This window comes from Mycobacterium sp. NGS50, assembly GCF_059812545.1.
Genome location: NZ_JCALCW010000006.1, coordinates 1 through 16,804, shown reverse-complemented (window position 1 = coordinate 16,804; position 16,804 = coordinate 1). Strand labels below are relative to the sequence as shown.

Below are 16,804 nucleotides of genomic sequence, written 5' to 3'. Positions count from 1 at the left end.
CGGTAGGCAGCGATACCCAATTCGAGGCTGCCACACATCCGGCGGGCTCACGACGCGAATTTCGCCATATCCGGACCGCAGAACGCACCGTTAAGGATCGGCGAACCGGCGGGTGGAGACGTGGTGATCGGTTCAGATGTGCGCGACGGCACAACCGGGCGCCACGGTGGCCTGGACCACCCAACTAGCTGACCAGCAGGTCCTGCTGCGTCTTGTCGGCGTCGCCGGGTTCCCGGCGCCGGCGGGTCACCGCCAGCGCCCAGGCGACGCCCATCAACACCACGCTGCCGGCCGCGACCGACAACACGATCACCCGGGCACGACGACTCGCCGGGTCGACGTGCGGCCGTCCCGCAATAGCGGTTCCGGCGTTCGGATCGGGCAGCTTGTTCGCGGCCGGCAGCTGATAGGTCAGCGCCGCGACCGGGTCGATCACGCCGTATCCGGTGGCGGCGTTGGGTCCGGACCCGGGCGTGTGGGCGGTCCGCTTGATCAGGTCCATCACCTGGTGGGCGTTGAGTTCGGGAAACCGGGATCGGATGAGCGCTGCCAGCCCGGACACGAACGGCGCCGCGAAACTGGTGCCGTTGATCGGCGCCAGCCCCTGTTGGCTGGGTTCGGCGTTGGTCAGGCCGGGACCCTTGGAGTCCAGCGACATGATGCGTTCACCGGGTGCGGCGACCGCGACCCAGGGCCCACGCAGACTGAAATCGGCCGGCTCGCCCGCCGGGGTGACCGCGCCGACGGCCAGCACATAGTCCTCGAACCAGGCGGGACTGGCGATGGTTTTCAGCGAATCCCATCCGGCCGCCTGCGGCAGGTTGGGGTCGGTCATGTCGTTTTGGACGCTGCACAACCCCTGCCCCTTCTGGGAGCTGACGTTGCCGGCGGCGGCCACCACCACCACGTTGTGTTCGAACGCGTTGCGCACCGCCTGCCCCAAGGCGACGTCGTGCGGCGGTGCCGAGGCGAAGCTGCATGCCACCTCCGACAGGTTGATGACCGTGGCCCCCAGCTCAACCGCCCGGGTGATCGCGTAGGCGAGGGTCAGCGTGCTGCCATAGCCCTCCGAGGTCGCATCCGGATCGTTGCGTTGCCCGCCGCCGGAGCCCTCGACCCCGTACACGGCGCTGTTCTGCCGAATCGACAGGATCGTCGCCGCCGGCGCCACCCCGGCGAAGCCGTCCTCGAGGCTGGGGGTGCCGGCGATGATGCCGGCGACCAGGGTGCCGTGCGCGTCGCAGTCCTGCAGCCCGTTGGTGTTCGACACATAATCACCGCCGCCCTCCAGCAACGGCAACCGTGGATGGGGGTTCACCCCGGTGTCGATCACCGCGACCTTCTGCCCGGCCCCCAGGGAGAACTTCCAGGCGTCGCGGTACTCCAGCATCGCTTCGGCGCTGGTCTGTATCGAGAAATCCGTGTTCGGCAGGATCCCGGTCTCGATGCCGCAGATGGCTTTCAGCTCGGTGGGCTCCGGTGGCCCGACCGGACCGGTGGGCGGCGGCCCCGGCTCGATGACCGGCGGGGGAATGGCCGACGCCGCCGGGGGAACCAGTCCGGCGACGAACATCAGCGACGTCACCAGCGCTGCCGCCTGCCGGACGGACCTCACCACCACGGTCCGAGCCGCTCGTAGATCCGCACTACCCACAACGCCAGCGGCAGCAGCGACGCTACCGCGGTGTACTCCAGGTAAGACAGCAGCGTCGCCACTCGCGCCGATGCACCGCCGGCGGCGGCTGCCCGCGCCAAACCCGCCGCAGCGGCGGCCACGGCGACCGTCAGCAGCACACCCACGCCGACGACCGGAATCGGGAACCGGCCGCCCTGGGCCAGCGCGCACGTCACGACGACGACGGCGACGGCCGGTACCGCCAGCGCGCAGCGCTCGACCCAGGTGTCCGGTACCCGGCTCCGCAGACCCAGCACCGCGCCGCAGGCCAATCCGAAAACCAACGACGACCATCCGACATGCGTGTCGCGCAGCAGCACGGCGACACCCGCCGCGGCGCTGCTCGCCAAACCGGCCAGCAGCGCTGAGCGGGTCAACGCCGCCCCGCGCACCTTCGCCCAGACGGTCTCGGCGGTCGGCATCGACGCACCCGAATTCTCCTCGGGTGTCGCCTTGCTGGACGACTCGAACGGATTCTCAAACGCCCATTCGTCGCGGTCACCGTCGGGCTCCACCGTCGGCGGCTCGAACCGGCCCAGTCGCGCGGTGAGCCGTGGGATCAGTAGACAGGTCAGCACCGCGGACACCGCCAACGCCACACAGACGACGTCGGTGCGCGCACCGGCTGCGTCCGCCAGGACCGCGACACCGCCCACGCCGGCCAGCACGGAACTCGCGACGTAGGCCCAGTGCCCGGTTCCGATCAGCCGGTAGTAGGCGGCGTTGAGGATCACCACCACCGCACAACTCGCGGCCACCCAGTAGCCGCCGTACCGGCCCAGCAGCGCCCAGGTGATTCCCGCGCCGATCGGAATCGCCGCCCAGCCCAGCGCCGCGGCCACGTTGTTGAGCCGGTAGGAACGGCGTGCGACCGCCGCCACCCCGACCAGCGTCACCACCACGACCCCGGCCAGCGCCACCGTGAGGGCGCGCTGCGCGTCGAACACCCCGTGCAGCAGACAGAACACAAACGCCAACGCCGACAGATGCGTGCCGACGAAGGCCACCCAGCGCGCCGCGCGGGCATCCCAGCCGGCGTAGGACGCCTTGTTCAGTTGCGCGGCGGCGTCGACGACGTCGTCGAACAGCGTGGGCGGCGACAGTGCGCGCTCGGGGGACAGCCGCAGCAGTTCACCGTTGACCACGCCGGCTTCCCGCAGCGTCTGCTCCGGACGCACCTCCGCACCGCTGTCGAAACGGCTGAGCACCCAGAAGGTTCGCCGCTCGTCTTTGGTCGCCGGATCCTCGTCGTCGTGCGGGAGGTCACGGGACCGGACCAGCCGGGCCAAGTCCGGGACGAATCCCGACACCGGGATATCAAGCGGCAGCGCAATATCCAGCTGGGTGCGGCCACCGAACACCGACACCCGGATGCGTTCGGGCGCCGCGGAGATCACGCGTGCCTGGGCGAGTTCACTGGCACCGGTTGAGCGCGTCACAGGTCAGGCATCTTCGACAATTGGATGACCCCGCTCTTCATGGTGCGGGAAACCAGCATTCCCCGGCCCGGCGGCATCTGGGTGGGCTTGTAGCCGAACAGTGCACCCTCCTCTTTGGAGCCGCTCATCACCAGCGCGTTGCAGGACAGGTCGCGCAACCGGCCGATGATCTGGTCCATCATCGCCCGCCCGGCCCCGCCGCTGCGTCGGGTGACGATCACCCGCAGGCCGATATCGCGGGCCTGGGGCAGGTATTCGATCAGCGGTCCGAGCGGATGGCTCAGCGAGCTGCCCGAGATCAGGTCATAGTCGTCGATCATCACGAACAGGTCCGGCCCCGACCACCAGGAGCGTTCTTTGAGTTGCTGCTGGGTGATGTCGCTGGGTGGCAGCCGCCCCTGCAGCTGTTCGGCCAGTGCCTTCATCAACTCGCCGCACGATCCCGACGCGGTCGCGTACCCGCCCAGGAAGTCGTTGTCCACCACACCGAGCAGCGAGCGCCGGAAGTCGACCAGGATGATCTTGGCTTCCTCGGGGGTGGCGTTCTCCATGATGCCGGCGGCAATGTTGCGCAGCAGCATCGACTTACCGCATTCGGTGTCGGCGAACGCCACCAGATGCGGCTGGGCGTCGAAATCGACGACCACCGGCCGCAGCTCCTCCTCGTTGATGCCGATCGCGATCCGCGACTTGGACAGCCGACCGGATTGCCGCGCCGCCCGCACCACCGCGTCGCGGTCCACGCTGTGCGGCAGCATCCGCACCCGCGGCGCCTGACGGTTGGCGTAGCGGGTGCGCACCGCGTCGACCGACGCCGCCACCCCGGCCGGCAGGTCCTCGGTGTCGGAGCTGGAGTCCAACCGGGGCAACGCGATCAGCGAATGCAGCCGTTGCGCGGTCATACCGCGCCCGGGTCGACCGACCGGCACCAACTCGGCGAACTTGCGGCCCACGTCGCTGTCAAGGGGATCACCCAGCCGCAATTCGACGCGGGTGCCGAGCATGTCCTTGACCGCGGCGCGGATCTCAAACCACCGGCTGGCCGAGATGACCAGGTGCACCCCGTAGGACAGTCCCTGGATGGCCAACGACTGCAGCGTCGGCTCCAGCATCTCGAAGTCGCTGCGGACCGAGGCCCAGCCGTCGATCACCAGGAACAGGTCACCGAACTTGTCCTGGCTCAACGGGTCCCGCGCGGCCTGCTCGGGCGGCAGCGCGGCCAGCTGCGCCTTGCGCTGCCGGAAGTCCTGCATCGACTCGATCCCCAGGTCGCGGAACCGCAACTCGCGGGCCCGCAGCACCCCGGACACCTCGGCCACGGTGCGGCGGACCCCGTCGGCGTCCATCCGGCCGGCCACCCCACCGACGTGCGGCAGATTCACCAGGCTGGCCAACGTACCGCCACCGAAGTCCAGGCAGAAGAACTGCACCTGTTCGGGGGTGTGGGTGGCGGCCGCCGCCATGATCAGCGTCCGCAGCGCCGTCGACTTGCCCGACTGCGGACCGCCGACCACCGCGACATTGCCCTGGGCGCCGGACAGATCGACGGTCAGCACATCGCGGCGCTGATCATACGGCCGGTCCACCAGGCCGATCGGCAGCCACAGCCGCCCGTTGACGTTCTCGGGAGCATCCCAGCGCGACACCGGCAGCAACTGGTTGACCGCAGGACTCTCATCCAGCGGCGGCAGCCACACCTCGTGGGCGGGGCGGCCATGGCCACGCAGCCGGGACACCACCACGTCCAGCAGGGTGGTCTTGGTCGGCCCCGACGGGGCCGCCGCTTCGTCGGCGACCGGCGCTTCCACCGGCGTCGGTGGCGGATCGTCCTTTTTGACCGGGGTGGCGGTGAACAGCTTGGGCGCCAAGGTGCCCAACTGACGGACCCGCCCGGTCGACGAGACCCGCCGCGGCCGCACATAGTCACCGGAGACGTAGCAGGTGTTGAACCGAAGCGGTTCGGACGCATCGCATTTCAGGAACGCCGAGCCGGGGACGCTGGGCAGGTGGTAGGCGTCGGGCACCCCCAGCACGCTGCGCGACTCGCCGGCCGAGAACGTCTTGAGGCCGATCCGATAGGACAGGTGCGAGTCCAGCCCGCGCAGCTTGCCCTCCTCCAGGCGCTGTGAGGCCAGCAGCAGGTGCACATGCAGCGACCGGCCCAGCCGGCCGATCATCACGAACAGCTCGGCGAAATCCGGTTTCTGGGACAGCAGTTCGGAGAACTCGTCGACGATGATGAACAGCGCCGGCAGCGGATCCAGCTCCGCGCCGTTGGCGCGTGCCCGCTCGTATTCGGTGACGTTGGGGAAGTTCCCGGCCGACCGCAGCAGTTCCTGGCGGCGGTTCAGCTCGCCGGCCAGCGCGTCGCGCATGCGGTCGACCAGGATCAGCTCGTCTTCCAGGTTGGTGATGATCGCCGCGATGTGCGGGACACCCTCGAGGCCGAGGAACGTCGCGCCACCCTTGAAGTCGACCAGCACCAGGTTCAGCGCATCCGGTGAATGCGACGTGATCATCGAGAGCACCAGGGTGCGCAGGAACTCCGACTTTCCCGAACCCGTTGCACCGATGCACAACCCGTGCGGCCCCATACCGGCTTCGGCGGACTCCTTGATGTCGATCTCCAGCGGCAACCCGTTGGGGGTGTAGCCGATCGGCACCCGCAGCCGCTCCCGCGGGGTGCGGCGCCGCCAGACCTGCTCGGGGACGATCTCGGCGGCGTCGGTGATCTTGAGCAGGTTCATCAGGCCGGGATCTTCGGCGCGGCTGTCCGATTCCAGGCTGACGATGTGCGCGGCGCTGGCCAGCCGGTAGCGGCCGATGCGGCGGGCGGTGGCCTCGGCCTCGGCGATGGTGATGGTGTCGGGGGTGGCGAATCGCTCCACTCCCACCGCGGTGCGGGCGCCGACGTCGTCGCCTTCCACCACCAGTTGCAGGCCGCGGCGGCTGGCGGCCCCATCGGCCGGGCCGTTGAGGTCCAGGATGGTGGCGCTGTCCAGCCCGGCGTCGGTCATCAACCGTTCGTCGCCGGTGATGTAGCCGTCGTCGAGCACCACGACCAGCTGCTTGAGCCCCTGGGTGGGTTCGGCGTTGCGGGAGAACCGGCCCCGCTGCCCCAGGTCGTCGGTCAGCGAGCGCTCCAGCAGCTCCAGCGTCGGGAACAGCATCCGCATCGGGCCCATACCGTCGCGGGCCGCGGGGTGCTGCGCGTGCGGCAGCCACTTGACCCAGCTCCAGTTCTCCCCGTCCGGGTTGGCGGTCACCACCGCGACCTGCACGTGGTCGGGTCCGTGGAACGCGCACAGCTCCAACACCATGGACCGCACCAGCTGCTGGGCGAGCTTGCGGTCACCCTCGAAGCTGATCGCGGGGAATGCGCGCAGCGACACCGCGGTGGGCAGTGCGTGCACCACGGAGTGGGTTTTGACGTAGCGGCGCAGCGCCACCGTGGACACCGGTTCCAGGTCCTCGGGTGGCCCGGTCTCCGGCGCGAGTAGCCGGGTCGCGAGCCGGTGCGTCCCGATGCCCACCCGCACATGGCAGAAGTCGTTGTCGGCCGGCCGGCGCTCCCACATCCGTCGGGTGCCCACCACGTCGGCCAGCGCCCGCGGATCGGGGTGACTCCATTCCAGCGCGGTGCGCTGCTGCTCACCGGTGACGTCGGATTCGTCGCGCAGATTGGCCAGGTAGCTGAAGTAGTCCTTGCGTTCCTCGTTGAGTTCGGCGGCGGCCTTACCCTGCCGGGCGCCGCCGCCCATGAACATGCCGGCCATCGACATGATCATCATCATCGGGAAGATCAAGAACATCGGGTTCTTGGTCATGTCGCGCCCGCCGACGGTCACCATCAGCGCGATCATCCCGACCACCGCGACGATCATCACGAACGGCATCAGCTTCATCAGCAGGTTGCCCGGGATCACCCGGGGCACCTCCGGCGGTGGCTGCAGGTTGACCTCGCCGCCGGGCATGCGCGGTAGCGATGCGCGCAATCGGCGTACAAAGCCCTGGGTACCCACCGGTCCCCTTCTCGTTGACGACTAACACTGGCGCCAGCCGTGGGTATTGTCGCAGTGCGAAGCACCACCATCACCCGGAGGCCGATTGCGTTGACTTTACCGCCGTCGTTGTCGGAGCTTGACGCAGAATCTGAGCCCGAACTCGAGCTGAGCCGGGTCACGCTGGTGGTCGGCGGGCTGCGCATCGACGTGGGTCTGCCGCCGAACATCGTCATCGCCGACTTCATCGACGACGTCATCGACATCGCCAACGAGCAGCTCGCGATGCAGCCGGCCGTATCCGACATCGAGTTCGACACCACCGAGGGGCGCTGGACGCTGGCCCGGCTCGGTGCCGACGCGATCGACCCGAGCCGTTCGCTGACCGAAGCCAACGTCTACGACGGTGAGCTGTTGGTGATCCGCGAGATCGGTCAGCCGGTCAGCCCGCTGCTGTTCGACGACGTGGAAGAGGTGTCCGACGCACCGGACAGCCCGGTGGCCGGCTGGCTTGCCCGCGAGGCCCGGCCGCTGGCCTGCTTCGCGGTGGCGCTGACCGCCACCATCGGCACCGCTCTGTTGTTGCCCCGCCACGCCAGCGGCATCTATCTGCCCGCCACCGCCCTGGGCATCGGGGTACTCGGGGTGCTGGTCTCCTGCATCGTCGCCTACCGGTCGGCCGGTGCCCGGCGCTCGGAATGGGTGGCCGCCGCGGCGACACCACTGGTCTTCGGGGGCGCGCTATATGTGGTTCCGGACGGCTTCGGGGTCAACGCCCTGCCGATGGCGTTCGCACTGACGGCACTGACGTCGCTGGTGGTGCTGCTGATCTCCGGTCGCGGCCGTGCCCTGCACACCACGGTCATCGCGCTGGCGACCATCGGCGGGGTCAGCGCCACGATCACGCTGCTGCTGGGTCCGCCGCAGCGAACCGTCGGCGCGCTGCTGGCGGCGATGTCGGTGGTGGTGGTGTACGTGTCGCCGCGGGTGACGATCCTGCTGTCGAAGCTGCCGATCCCGCGGGTGCCGACCGCCGGTGAGCCGCTCGACGACATCGAGACCCAGGGCGGCACCACCGTGGAGGGGGTCAACGCCGTCGGCAAGCAGATCATCCCCACCGAAGAAGGCATGGTTACCCGGGTCGGCCGGGCCAACCAGTACCTGACCGGCATCCTGGTCGCGGCGGCGATCACCGCCGCGGCCGGCTGCTATTTGGCCGTTGACGTGAATCACGGGTTCTACTGGCAGGGAACGGCGTTCGCGGTCACCGTGGCGACGGTGCTGTGCCTGCGCGGGCGCAGCCACCACGACCTGGTCCAATCGGCGACGCTGATCGTCGGCGGACTGGTGATCGCGCTGGCGGCGCTGATCAAGAATGCGGCCTACCTCAAGGACTGGCAGCCCGACGCCGCGCTGGGGTTGACGGTGCTGATGGTGCTGGTCGTGGCGTGCGGGGTGATCGCCCCGCGGCTGGAGTTCTCCCCGGTGATGCGGCGTCAGGTCGAGCTGTTGGAGTACCTCGCGATCGCGCTGGTATTCCCGCTGTGCTGTTGGATCATCCGGCTGTACGCCTTCTTCCGGGAACTGCGGATCTAAAAAGGCGCTTCGAGTCTCACCCGTCCCGCGAGCCGGCGGGTGTGTCGGTGTGCCCGCCCCTGAGCGACACGCGGTGCATCAGCCCAGGTGGGCGCGAGCGCGCCGGCTCGGATAGCGCCCCATGTGCATCAGGCGCCTCGGATAACCCACCTTCCCCAGATTGGCGCTGGCAGGAAGGTGCCCGCCTCGCAGCGACAAACCGCACCGCCGCGTACCCGCCGTCGCCGTTGTCGCTGTGACGCGGGCACCCGGCTCGGCGACGATAATCCGTGACATGCGCGGCTGCTGAGGTGGCAGTGGCGCACGTGAAAGCCGAGCTGCTCGGCCACCTGGGCAAACGCCGCATTGTCGCTCAGAGGCGGGCACTTCGACACACGCCCGGAAGTCGCGACCAAAGTGACGGATGAGGCGACGGGCCGGCCGCGCACCAGCCGCCGCTCAGTGCTTGGGCAGGTCGATCTTCTTGCCGGCCGGATCCGCAGCCATCCCGTCGTGGGCGACCAGCGCGGCCTCCTGCGACAACTCGGGACCCGCGGGCAGCAGCGAGAGCACCGGCCAGGGGGCCAGCTGCGGCATCTGAGTCTGGGGGTCGCCGTCGGGGTCCTTCACCCCGACAACGCCGAGTGCGTTGGCGCTCGGCAGATCCTTGATGTGGTACCGCAGCCCGGTGTCGGAGACGTAGAACAGCTGTCCGGTCGCCCGGCTGTCCTTGTCGATTCCGGTGGCCTGCAAGAACTCTCCGCTGCCCGGCTTGAGGTACACCGAGTCCAGGCCGGGCCCGTTGCCGTCCGCGCCGGCCAGCCGGACCGGTTGCGCCCCAGTCGGTATCGGCAGCCGGTGACCCACCAGCAACCGGGTGCTGGCCTGCGCGGCGGTGTTGCCCCGCTCCCAGGCCATGCACAACACCCGGTCGGGTTCGACGTTGACGATCTCCGGTGACACGGTCGGGTAGTGATCGACGGGCAGGGTGTGCACGATGGGCGCACGGCTCACCACCGACGGCGGGATCTCCCGCGCGGCTTCGGTCGGGCCGCCGGGGTTGCTGTAGCGGATGATGTCGGCGGCGGCCGCCGAGACCGGTTGCAGCCCGTCATGCAGCACCACATACAGCTGCTCCCCGCGAGAGTCGACGGTTTTGACGATCGCACCGACCCGTACCGGCGCCGGGATCGCGGTGATCGGCTCACCGACCCCTTCGATGGGCACCGGCTGAATCGCGGGGACCAGCGGGAACGCGTTCAGCAGGGCCGCCGACATGGGGCGCACCTGCGCGCGCTGCAGATGCAGCGCGTTGATGACGATCGGATCCGTCGGACTGATCGGGGCACGCACACCGTCGTAAATCAGGTAGGTCACATTGCCGACGACGGTGAGCACCATCTGCGCGGGGGTGGCGGCCCGGATATCGGCGCTGAGCACCGGGTCGTTGGCCAGCACCGTGGTCTCCAGGGTGGCCATCCCGCCGCCCTTGGCGACCTCGGGGGTCTGCATGGTGTCGCACACCGTCCACGCCGACATGCTCATGTCGTCGCCGCCGTGGATCGCGGTGGGCGCTCCGATGATTCCCACCATGGGCCCGCGCGGCAGTTTGTTGAGCCATTTGTCGTCGACCTGTTTGGGAATGTCGGGACTTCCGGTGATCATCCGGGCGGATGCCACATTCAGCACCGGGTGGACGCGGTCACCGATCCGCACAAATATTCCGCCGTTGGATTTGCTCAACAATATTTGTGCGTTGCCGATGTTGGGATTCGGCTTGAAAAACGCGAGGACGCCAGCCGCGCCGGTGATCAGGACCGCCAAGACCAGGCCCACCATCAGTGACCGGATCTGGCCGCGCATCGGGTCGTGAATCATCCGGGAATCGGCGCGGATAAGCGCGTGCTCCAGACGCCGGAGCAGGAACCGATAACCGTTCACCTGTGCGCGCGTGGTAACTTGCGCTGGCATTACCGCTCCCCTCAGCGTCGGTCACATACCGAGGCGTCGGTAGCGTACAACAAGGTCGCGGGGGTAACAGCACACAAGTTGTCAGCCTCCACGTAGCGAAGAGGAAGCCGACTGTGCCTCGTCGTCGTGCCGGGACACCCCGTGGCCGGGGCCAGGAGTCGCCGGAGTCGAGTCGACTGCTGTCGACAACCGATATCGGCGTGCAACGGATGCTGCCGCTGGCCGACCTGATCCTGGTGCAGGCACTGGCCGCCATCGGACTTCTGGTGGCACTGATCGTGCATGTTCCCGGCTGGCAGGGGGCCGCTCTCGGGCTCGCGGTCGCGTTGATATTCGTAATTCGACTGCGCGGAATGACGCTGCCCCGCCTCATCGCATTGCGGTGGGGCTTTTTCCGGCAGCGGCGCAAAAGGACGCAGAAAAAGATTCCGGCCGAGCCGTTTGACGTGCCCATGGCTGACGGCGCCCTCATCGGCTTCCGATGGGACGGCAAAACCCTGTTGTCGCTGCTGAAGATCGAAGAGAATCCCCAGGCGATGACGATCATGGAGCCCGGCATGACGGTGTCCGGGGAAACCGTGCCGGTCAGAGCCCTGGTCGATTGTCTGCAGCAATTCGACATCACCCTGGATTCGATTGATGTGCTCAGCCAGGGAGCGCGTTCCCACGGCCACAGCCAGGTGGCCGCGGTCTACGACGCGGTGCTCGGACCGCTGCCGGCCATCGCCCAGCGCAGCGTGTGGATCGCCGTCCGGTTCGATCCGTCGCGGTGCGCGGAGGCCGTGCGCCGACGCGGCGGTGGGCGCGACGGAATCCTGCGGACCGCCACCACAGCGACCAAGCGGGTGGCCAACCGGCTGACCGAGGCTGGGCTGCGCTCACGGGTGCTGACCGCCAGCGAGATCAGCCAGACCACCAACCAACTCTCCGACGGGGTGAACCTGGCGACGGTGGAGGAGACCTGGCGCACCTGCCGGGAGGGGCAGTTTCGGCTGCGCAGCTTCGCGATCAAACCGGGAATGCTCACCACCGGCGGACTGGGCCTGGTGTGGACCATTCCCAGCTACTCCACCACGGTGTGCCTGTCGCTGCGCCGGGGTCGACGCAACCGGGTCCAGATCCGCGGATTGGCGCGCTTTGATACGCACGGAAGTGCCCGCGTCCAGTTGCGCGGCCTGACCCATCTGCGTGGTTTTCAGTTCTCGGCGTTGGCCGCCAGCCTTCCGGTGCCGCAGCCGCAGCGCCAGATCGACCAGTGGGCGACCGCCTCCGGCGAGGCGGCCTTCCACGAGTTGGCGGTGCCGGCCTCCGGATGCGGTCAGGTCATCGGCGCCGACGACCACGGCCGCGCGGTGGCCCTGCCGCTGTTCGGCCCGCAGATCAGCCGGGTTGAGATCGTCGGAACCCTGCACCTGGCGCAGCAGGCGGTGTTGCGTTCGCTGGCGCTCGGCGCCCACGTGCTGGTGCACAGCCGCCGCCCGGAAATGTGGCGGGACATGGTCGCCGAGGTCGACGACCACGATCTGCTGTGGGTCAGCGACTTCAACCGGGGATCCATTCAGGCCGGATCGGATCGCAACTATTCGGTGGAGATGTTCGACGGGGTCGCCGAGCAGTCGGTGCGGGTCGGGGTCACCGCGGTCCTGGTGACGCCACCGCAATCGGTGGTGTCACCGAACGCCGATGTGGCGCTGGAACTACTCGACCTGGACACCGACACCGTCAAGGTGAGCACCAAGGCCGGCTCGTCGGTGGTGACCATGGTGGCCACCGACGAGGAGATGCGTTACATCAAGGCCTCGTTCGACTCGGAGGACTAAACGTGCTCCCGGTTGGATCACTGGTTTCCGGCTATCGGGTGGAACGGGTGCTCGGTTCGGGCGGTATGGGCGCCGTCTACCTGGTAGCCAACCCCGAACTGCCGCGCCGCGAAGCATTGAAATTGTTGTCCACCGAACTGTCGCGAGATGAAGGTTTCCGGGCCCGGTTCAGCCGGGAAGCCGAGGTGGCCTCCCGGCTTGAGCATCCGAATATCGTGCCCATCTATCGGCGCGGCCAAACCGAGAACGGTCAACTGTGGATCGCGATGCAGTTCGTCGAGGGCACCGACGCCGACGAAGCCTCGAAGAGCGCCAACATGACCCCGCAGCGAGCGCTCCACATCGTGGAAGAGGTTGCCAAAGCGTTGGATTACGCGCATCACCGCAACGTGATCCACCGCGATGTCAAACCCGCGAACTTTCTGGTGGCGGCGCCAGTCGGTCCTGACGAGCGGGTGTTGTTGGCCGACTTCGGTATCGCCCGGGCGTTGGACGACGCTGGCCTGACCGGTACCGGTGAGGTACTGGCAACCGTCGCCTACGCTGCCCCAGAGGTCATCGCCGGCGACCCGGTCGGCCCGGGCGCCGACCAGTATTCGTTGGGCTGCAGCCTGTTTCGACTATTGACCGGCAAGGCCCCGTTTGCCGACGTCGGGGCCCAGGCCGCGGTGATGATGGCGCACCTGACCAGACCCGCGCCGCGGGCCAGCGAGCAGCTGCCCTGGTTGCCGCCCGCGTTAGACGATGTGATCGCCGCCGCGCTCGCCAAGCACCCCTCCCAGCGCTATCCGACCTGCGGCGACTTTGCCGCCGCCGCCAAAGCGGCCTTGCACGCACCGAGCCCGCGCAGCACGCCGACCGTACGGCTGGCGCCGAATGCACCGACCACACACCTGCTACCCCAGGGTTCCCCAGGACCGACACGACGTCGTCGCCGCGCCGGAATCCTCGCGGCGGCAGCGGGTTCCGTCGTGGTGGCCGCCGGTGCCGTCACCGTCATCAACTGGCCGGCACACAAACCCGAGCCGGTGTCACAACCCACAACGACACAGACCGTATCGCCGTCCACGTCGCCGGCAGCGTTGGCCGACATGCTGCTGAGCAGCGACGAGATCAGCGCCATCGTGGGAGTGCCGGTACAGGGGGACCCGATCGGTGACGCGCTGGTCGACGGCCGCAAGTCCATCTCGGAGGCGGCGTGTGTGGGCGCCTTCGGGCCGGCCCAGACCGCGACCTACGCCGACAGCAACTGGACCGCCGCCCGGATCCAGTGGGCCGGCCAACGAAACATCCCAGAACAAGACGCGACGACGGTCGGCCAAGCGGTGGTCTCGGTACCCACACCCCAAGACGCCGACTACCTGTTCATGAATCAGTCGAATCAATGGGGCGAATGCATGGGTCGCGCATTCACCTGGCACGACGCGAACTGGACCTTCGGCCAGCTAAACCACCTCAATGGCGACACCGTGGCCATCACCATGGCTTTGGATGGGGGCACGCTGTCCTGTGACCGCGCACTGGCCACCCGCAAGAACATCCTGGTGGACGTCAAAGTGTGCCGTCCCGGCGAGCTCACCAGCCAGGCCAGCGACATCGCAGCCAATATCCAGGCCAAGATCCGGGAATCCGGATGACGGTGACCATCGTCGGATGCGTCCGGCGTGCGGTGCTTCTGCTGGCGGTGGCGATGCTGGCAAGCGCCTGCGGTGGAGCGGTCGGTGGCGCGGCGCGGCCCGCGGCCGGGTTGGTGCCGCGACCGGTGACCGGGGCATCCATTCAGCAGGCGCTGCCCGACCAGGAGCAGCTTGCGCAACTGTTGGATCAGCCGTTGAAAGACGACCCAGAGTTCCCTCCGCAGTTCGGCGGGATCAATGACATGCCCAACGGCATATTCGCCTCGCCCAGGAATACGCCCCGCGAATGCGGCGGAGTGGTTGCGGCACTGCAAGCGAACACCTACCGGGGCTCGACCGTGCAGAACTTCGCCGACCACTCTTGGAAAGAGGACCGGACCCGGCCGGTGAAGGTGGCCGTGGTGGGCACCGGCGTCGTCGCGCTGAGCACGGCCGCCGACGCCGACGCGTTGTTCGCGAAATTCTCTCAGCAGTGGACCCAATGCGACGGCAAGACCGTGACCACCTACGACAGCCAAGGCGCGTTGCTGAGCACCCGCAAGATCACCGCCGTCTGGCTTGCCGATTCGGTGCTGGCGGCCACCTTTCAGGCGACCTTGAGCAGCGGATACACCACCCTGTCGGCGCATGCGATCGGCGTCCGGGTCAACTGCCTTGTCGAGGTCAAGGTCGGCTTTGAAGACGAGTACCGATCGCCGGGTCGCGCCGGCAACGGCGATCCCGAAACCAGCGCAGTCCAGGTCGCACACGCGATGATGGACAAGGTCAGCGAGCTGAGTCAGTAGACCCGCGACAATGCGGCCGGTGTTCAGCGCCCCGGTGGACTAGCGTAAATACAGTCACCCAGGTCAGGGAGCTACGAGCGCAGGAGCGGACATGTCCTACCAGTCTGGCAACCAGGGGTACTACGCGAGCAACCCGAGCAGCGGCTATGGCGCCTATTCGCCGCGGCCTGCCGGGCGTGCCGGCAGCTCGACCGCGTTGCCGGGCTACCTGGGCATCGCGGTGGTGGTCCTGGGATTGGCCAGCTACCTGGTCAGTTACGGACCGGTGTTCGATGACGGGGACCTCGGGTGGGGCGTTCGGTTCGCCTTGCTGGCGGGGTTGCTGGCCGCATTCGGATTGGCACCCGGGCAGACGCCCAACACCAAGGTCGTCGCGGCCCTCGCGGCGGTCGGATTCCTCGAAACGTTGTCGAGCCGGATCACCGCGCCCGAAGGCAGCCACCCCGGTTGGGCGCTCACCGTCATCGTGGTGCTCACCGGCTTGCAGGCTGCGGCCGCAATCGGGGCACTGCTGCTGGCCGGCGACGCCGCCGGGGGTCACTCCACCCGTTCCGAATACGACGCCTACGCCGACTACTACGCGCGGGCGGCGCAGTACTACGGGCAGTACACGCAGCAGCAATCGGCGCCGGACACGCAGCAGCGCGGCGGGACGGCACAAGCCCAACAGGCCCAACAGGCTCAATACCAGGTTGCGGCCAACCGGTCACAACAGGCTTCGGCATCCTCGGCTGGAACCTATGCGGAGTACGTGGGAAATCAGTCGGCCGGTAACCCGACCGCGCCGCATGCGGAGCAGCCGGCGGCATCGACCGGGCCGCAGGCGGGACTGCCCAGTTTCGGGCCAGCCCAGACACCCGTCCAGCAGGCCGGCGGGTATCCGGAATCTGAGCATCGTCCCACGTCACAGCAGTAGAGCCGGGACCCGATCGTCGGGAATGCTGCGAAAAAATCTCTGCACGATGCCTACTCCCAAGTCTGCTAGCCTCATGTGCTAAGGCAAAGCTGCGGAAATATCACCGCGGAAAAGCCTAAGGTCGAGATGTTCGAGAAATGAGGGGACTTATCGGACCAGGCTCAGGAGAGTGGCATCTGGCACGACGATGCGGGCGGTTGGCAAGTTCGATTTGGCTGCGTCAACCACATGAGGGATAACTCAAACCTACGGGCAAACGGCAATCCGAACGGAAAGTAAGGAACGGCACAATGGCAACACCCGATCAGATGAACGACAACGACAGCGGCCTCGCCGTCAGCGTTCCAGAGGCTTTGGCCGCGTTTAAGTCTGCACGTCAGCACGCGGAAAACGCCGAGCGGATCTTCCGCAGCATTGAGGACGAGCAGCACGCAATGTCGAGCAACTGGAGCGGCAGCAGCCACGGGTCGTACATGGCCGCGTCGGCGAGCTACAACGATGAAGCCAGCGAGATCACCCGGGGGCTTTTCAACTTCATTACGGTCAGCGAAGACGGAGTGGGACAACTCCACTCGCACGACGACGAAGCCTAAAGTCGACCACATTCGATCTTGAAAGGATATAGGCAATGAGTGGAGACGAGATTCACTACGGCAAGGCAGCTTACGCAAACCTGGAGGAGTTGGCCGGGCACGCAACAAAGTTGGACGCCGCCAGCCAGGAGCTCAGCGAAGCGTTCCGGGTGCTCTACGGGGTTTTCTCGGGCCAGGGGTCCGCTGCGGTCCGTGAGGTAGAACTCCAGGTCTCGCAGAACCTGGAGGCCTGGATCGCTCGGCACAACCAGCAGACGCAGGCTGCCTCCGATCGCCATGACGGCATGCACCACGCGGACGCAAACGTGGCCGACGCCGTGATGGGCAGTGCCGGCAACTTCCGGCTCGCCTGACCTCTGCCGACCAGACGCAAAGGTGCCCTAAACCGGTTG

11 protein-coding genes are annotated in these 16,804 nt (G+C 67.7%); 7 read left to right on the top strand and 4 right to left on the bottom strand.

Translation table 11 applies throughout. The features are described 5' to 3' along the window. Nucleotides 1-184 precede the first annotated feature (184 nt). Genes mycP through eccCa form a run of 3 tightly spaced genes read right to left on the bottom strand, consistent with a single transcriptional unit; the run spans nucleotide 185 to nucleotide 7,136 of the window. The gene (gene mycP, locus AC5Y36_RS06045; RefSeq protein WP_500039965.1) at nucleotides 185-1,615 is read right to left on the bottom strand and encodes a type VII secretion-associated serine protease mycosin; all 1,431 of its coding nucleotides are present in this window, start codon (nucleotides 1,613-1,615) and stop codon (nucleotides 185-187) included. Next, entirely contained in the window at nucleotides 1,612-3,114 is a 1,503-nt protein-coding gene (eccD, locus tag AC5Y36_RS06040; protein WP_500039964.1) for a type VII secretion integral membrane protein EccD, read from the bottom strand. The genes mycP and eccD (AC5Y36_RS06040) overlap by 4 nt, the downstream gene beginning before the upstream one ends. Beyond that, on the bottom strand, nucleotides 3,111-7,136 hold the full coding sequence (gene eccCa, locus AC5Y36_RS06035) for a type VII secretion protein EccCa (protein WP_500039963.1): 4,026 nt from the start codon (nucleotides 7,134-7,136) through the stop codon (nucleotides 3,111-3,113). The genes eccD (AC5Y36_RS06040) and eccCa overlap by 4 nt, the downstream gene beginning before the upstream one ends. A 108-nt stretch (nucleotides 7,137-7,244) precedes the next feature. Here eccCa and eccD (AC5Y36_RS06030) point away from each other — a divergent pair, with 108 nt between their 5' ends. Then, nucleotides 7,245-8,711, top strand: a complete 1,467-nt coding sequence (gene eccD / locus AC5Y36_RS06030) for a type VII secretion integral membrane protein EccD (protein WP_500039962.1) — start codon at nucleotides 7,245-7,247, stop codon at nucleotides 8,709-8,711. 438 nt (nucleotides 8,712-9,149) lie between these two features. Here eccD (AC5Y36_RS06030) and eccB read toward each other — a convergent pair whose 3' ends face one another. Next, complete coding sequence (gene eccB, locus AC5Y36_RS06025) at nucleotides 9,150-10,661, bottom strand: type VII secretion protein EccB (RefSeq protein WP_500039961.1); 1,512 nt, start codon at nucleotides 10,659-10,661, stop codon at nucleotides 9,150-9,152. 113 nt (nucleotides 10,662-10,774) lie between these two features. Between eccB and eccE the strand changes: the two genes are divergently transcribed. The 6 genes from eccE to AC5Y36_RS05995 all read left to right on the top strand — a co-directional run bounded on the left by eccE (nucleotide 10,775) and on the right by AC5Y36_RS05995 (nucleotide 16,765). Next, nucleotides 10,775-12,481: a type VII secretion protein EccE gene (gene eccE / locus AC5Y36_RS06020; protein WP_500039960.1), complete on the top strand. Its 1,707-nt coding sequence runs from the start codon at nucleotides 10,775-10,777 to the stop codon at nucleotides 12,479-12,481. 2 nt (nucleotides 12,482-12,483) lie between these two features. Continuing rightward, the gene (locus tag AC5Y36_RS06015; RefSeq protein WP_500039959.1) at nucleotides 12,484-14,118 is read left to right on the top strand and encodes a serine/threonine-protein kinase PknH/PknJ; all 1,635 of its coding nucleotides are present in this window, start codon (nucleotides 12,484-12,486) and stop codon (nucleotides 14,116-14,118) included. Then, the gene (locus tag AC5Y36_RS06010) at nucleotides 14,115-14,903 is read left to right on the top strand and encodes a sensor domain-containing protein (protein WP_500039958.1); all 789 of its coding nucleotides are present in this window, start codon (nucleotides 14,115-14,117) and stop codon (nucleotides 14,901-14,903) included. Before AC5Y36_RS06015 ends, AC5Y36_RS06010 begins: the two co-directional genes overlap by 4 nt. Nucleotides 14,904-14,994: 91 nt before the next feature. After that, on the top strand, nucleotides 14,995-15,819 hold the full coding sequence (locus tag AC5Y36_RS06005) for a DUF5336 domain-containing protein (RefSeq protein WP_500039957.1): 825 nt from the start codon (nucleotides 14,995-14,997) through the stop codon (nucleotides 15,817-15,819). Nucleotides 15,820-16,109: 290 nt separating this feature from the next. After that, nucleotides 16,110-16,412, top strand: a complete 303-nt coding sequence (locus AC5Y36_RS06000; RefSeq protein ID WP_500039956.1) for a hypothetical protein — start codon at nucleotides 16,110-16,112, stop codon at nucleotides 16,410-16,412. Nucleotides 16,413-16,447: 35 nt separating this feature from the next. Continuing rightward, nucleotides 16,448-16,765 (top strand): hypothetical protein, encoded by a 318-nt coding sequence (locus AC5Y36_RS05995; RefSeq protein ID WP_500039955.1) that lies wholly within the window; start codon nucleotides 16,448-16,450, stop codon nucleotides 16,763-16,765. Nucleotides 16,766-16,804: the final 39 nt, after the last annotated feature.

What these genes read in the sequence shown, in the direction of transcription:
- eccB (WP_500039961.1), bottom strand. Translation starts at nt 10,661, where the DNA reads ATGCCAGCGCAAGTTACCACGCGCGCACAGGTGAACGGTTATCGGTTC.
- AC5Y36_RS06010 (WP_500039958.1), top strand. Translation starts at nt 14,115, where the DNA reads ATGACGGTGACCATCGTCGGATGCGTCCGGCGTGCGGTGCTTCTGCTG.
- AC5Y36_RS06005 (WP_500039957.1), top strand. Translation starts at nt 14,995, where the DNA reads ATGTCCTACCAGTCTGGCAACCAGGGGTACTACGCGAGCAACCCGAGC.
- AC5Y36_RS06000 (WP_500039956.1), top strand. Translation starts at nt 16,110, where the DNA reads ATGGCAACACCCGATCAGATGAACGACAACGACAGCGGCCTCGCCGTC.
- AC5Y36_RS05995 (WP_500039955.1), top strand. Translation starts at nt 16,448, where the DNA reads ATGAGTGGAGACGAGATTCACTACGGCAAGGCAGCTTACGCAAACCTG.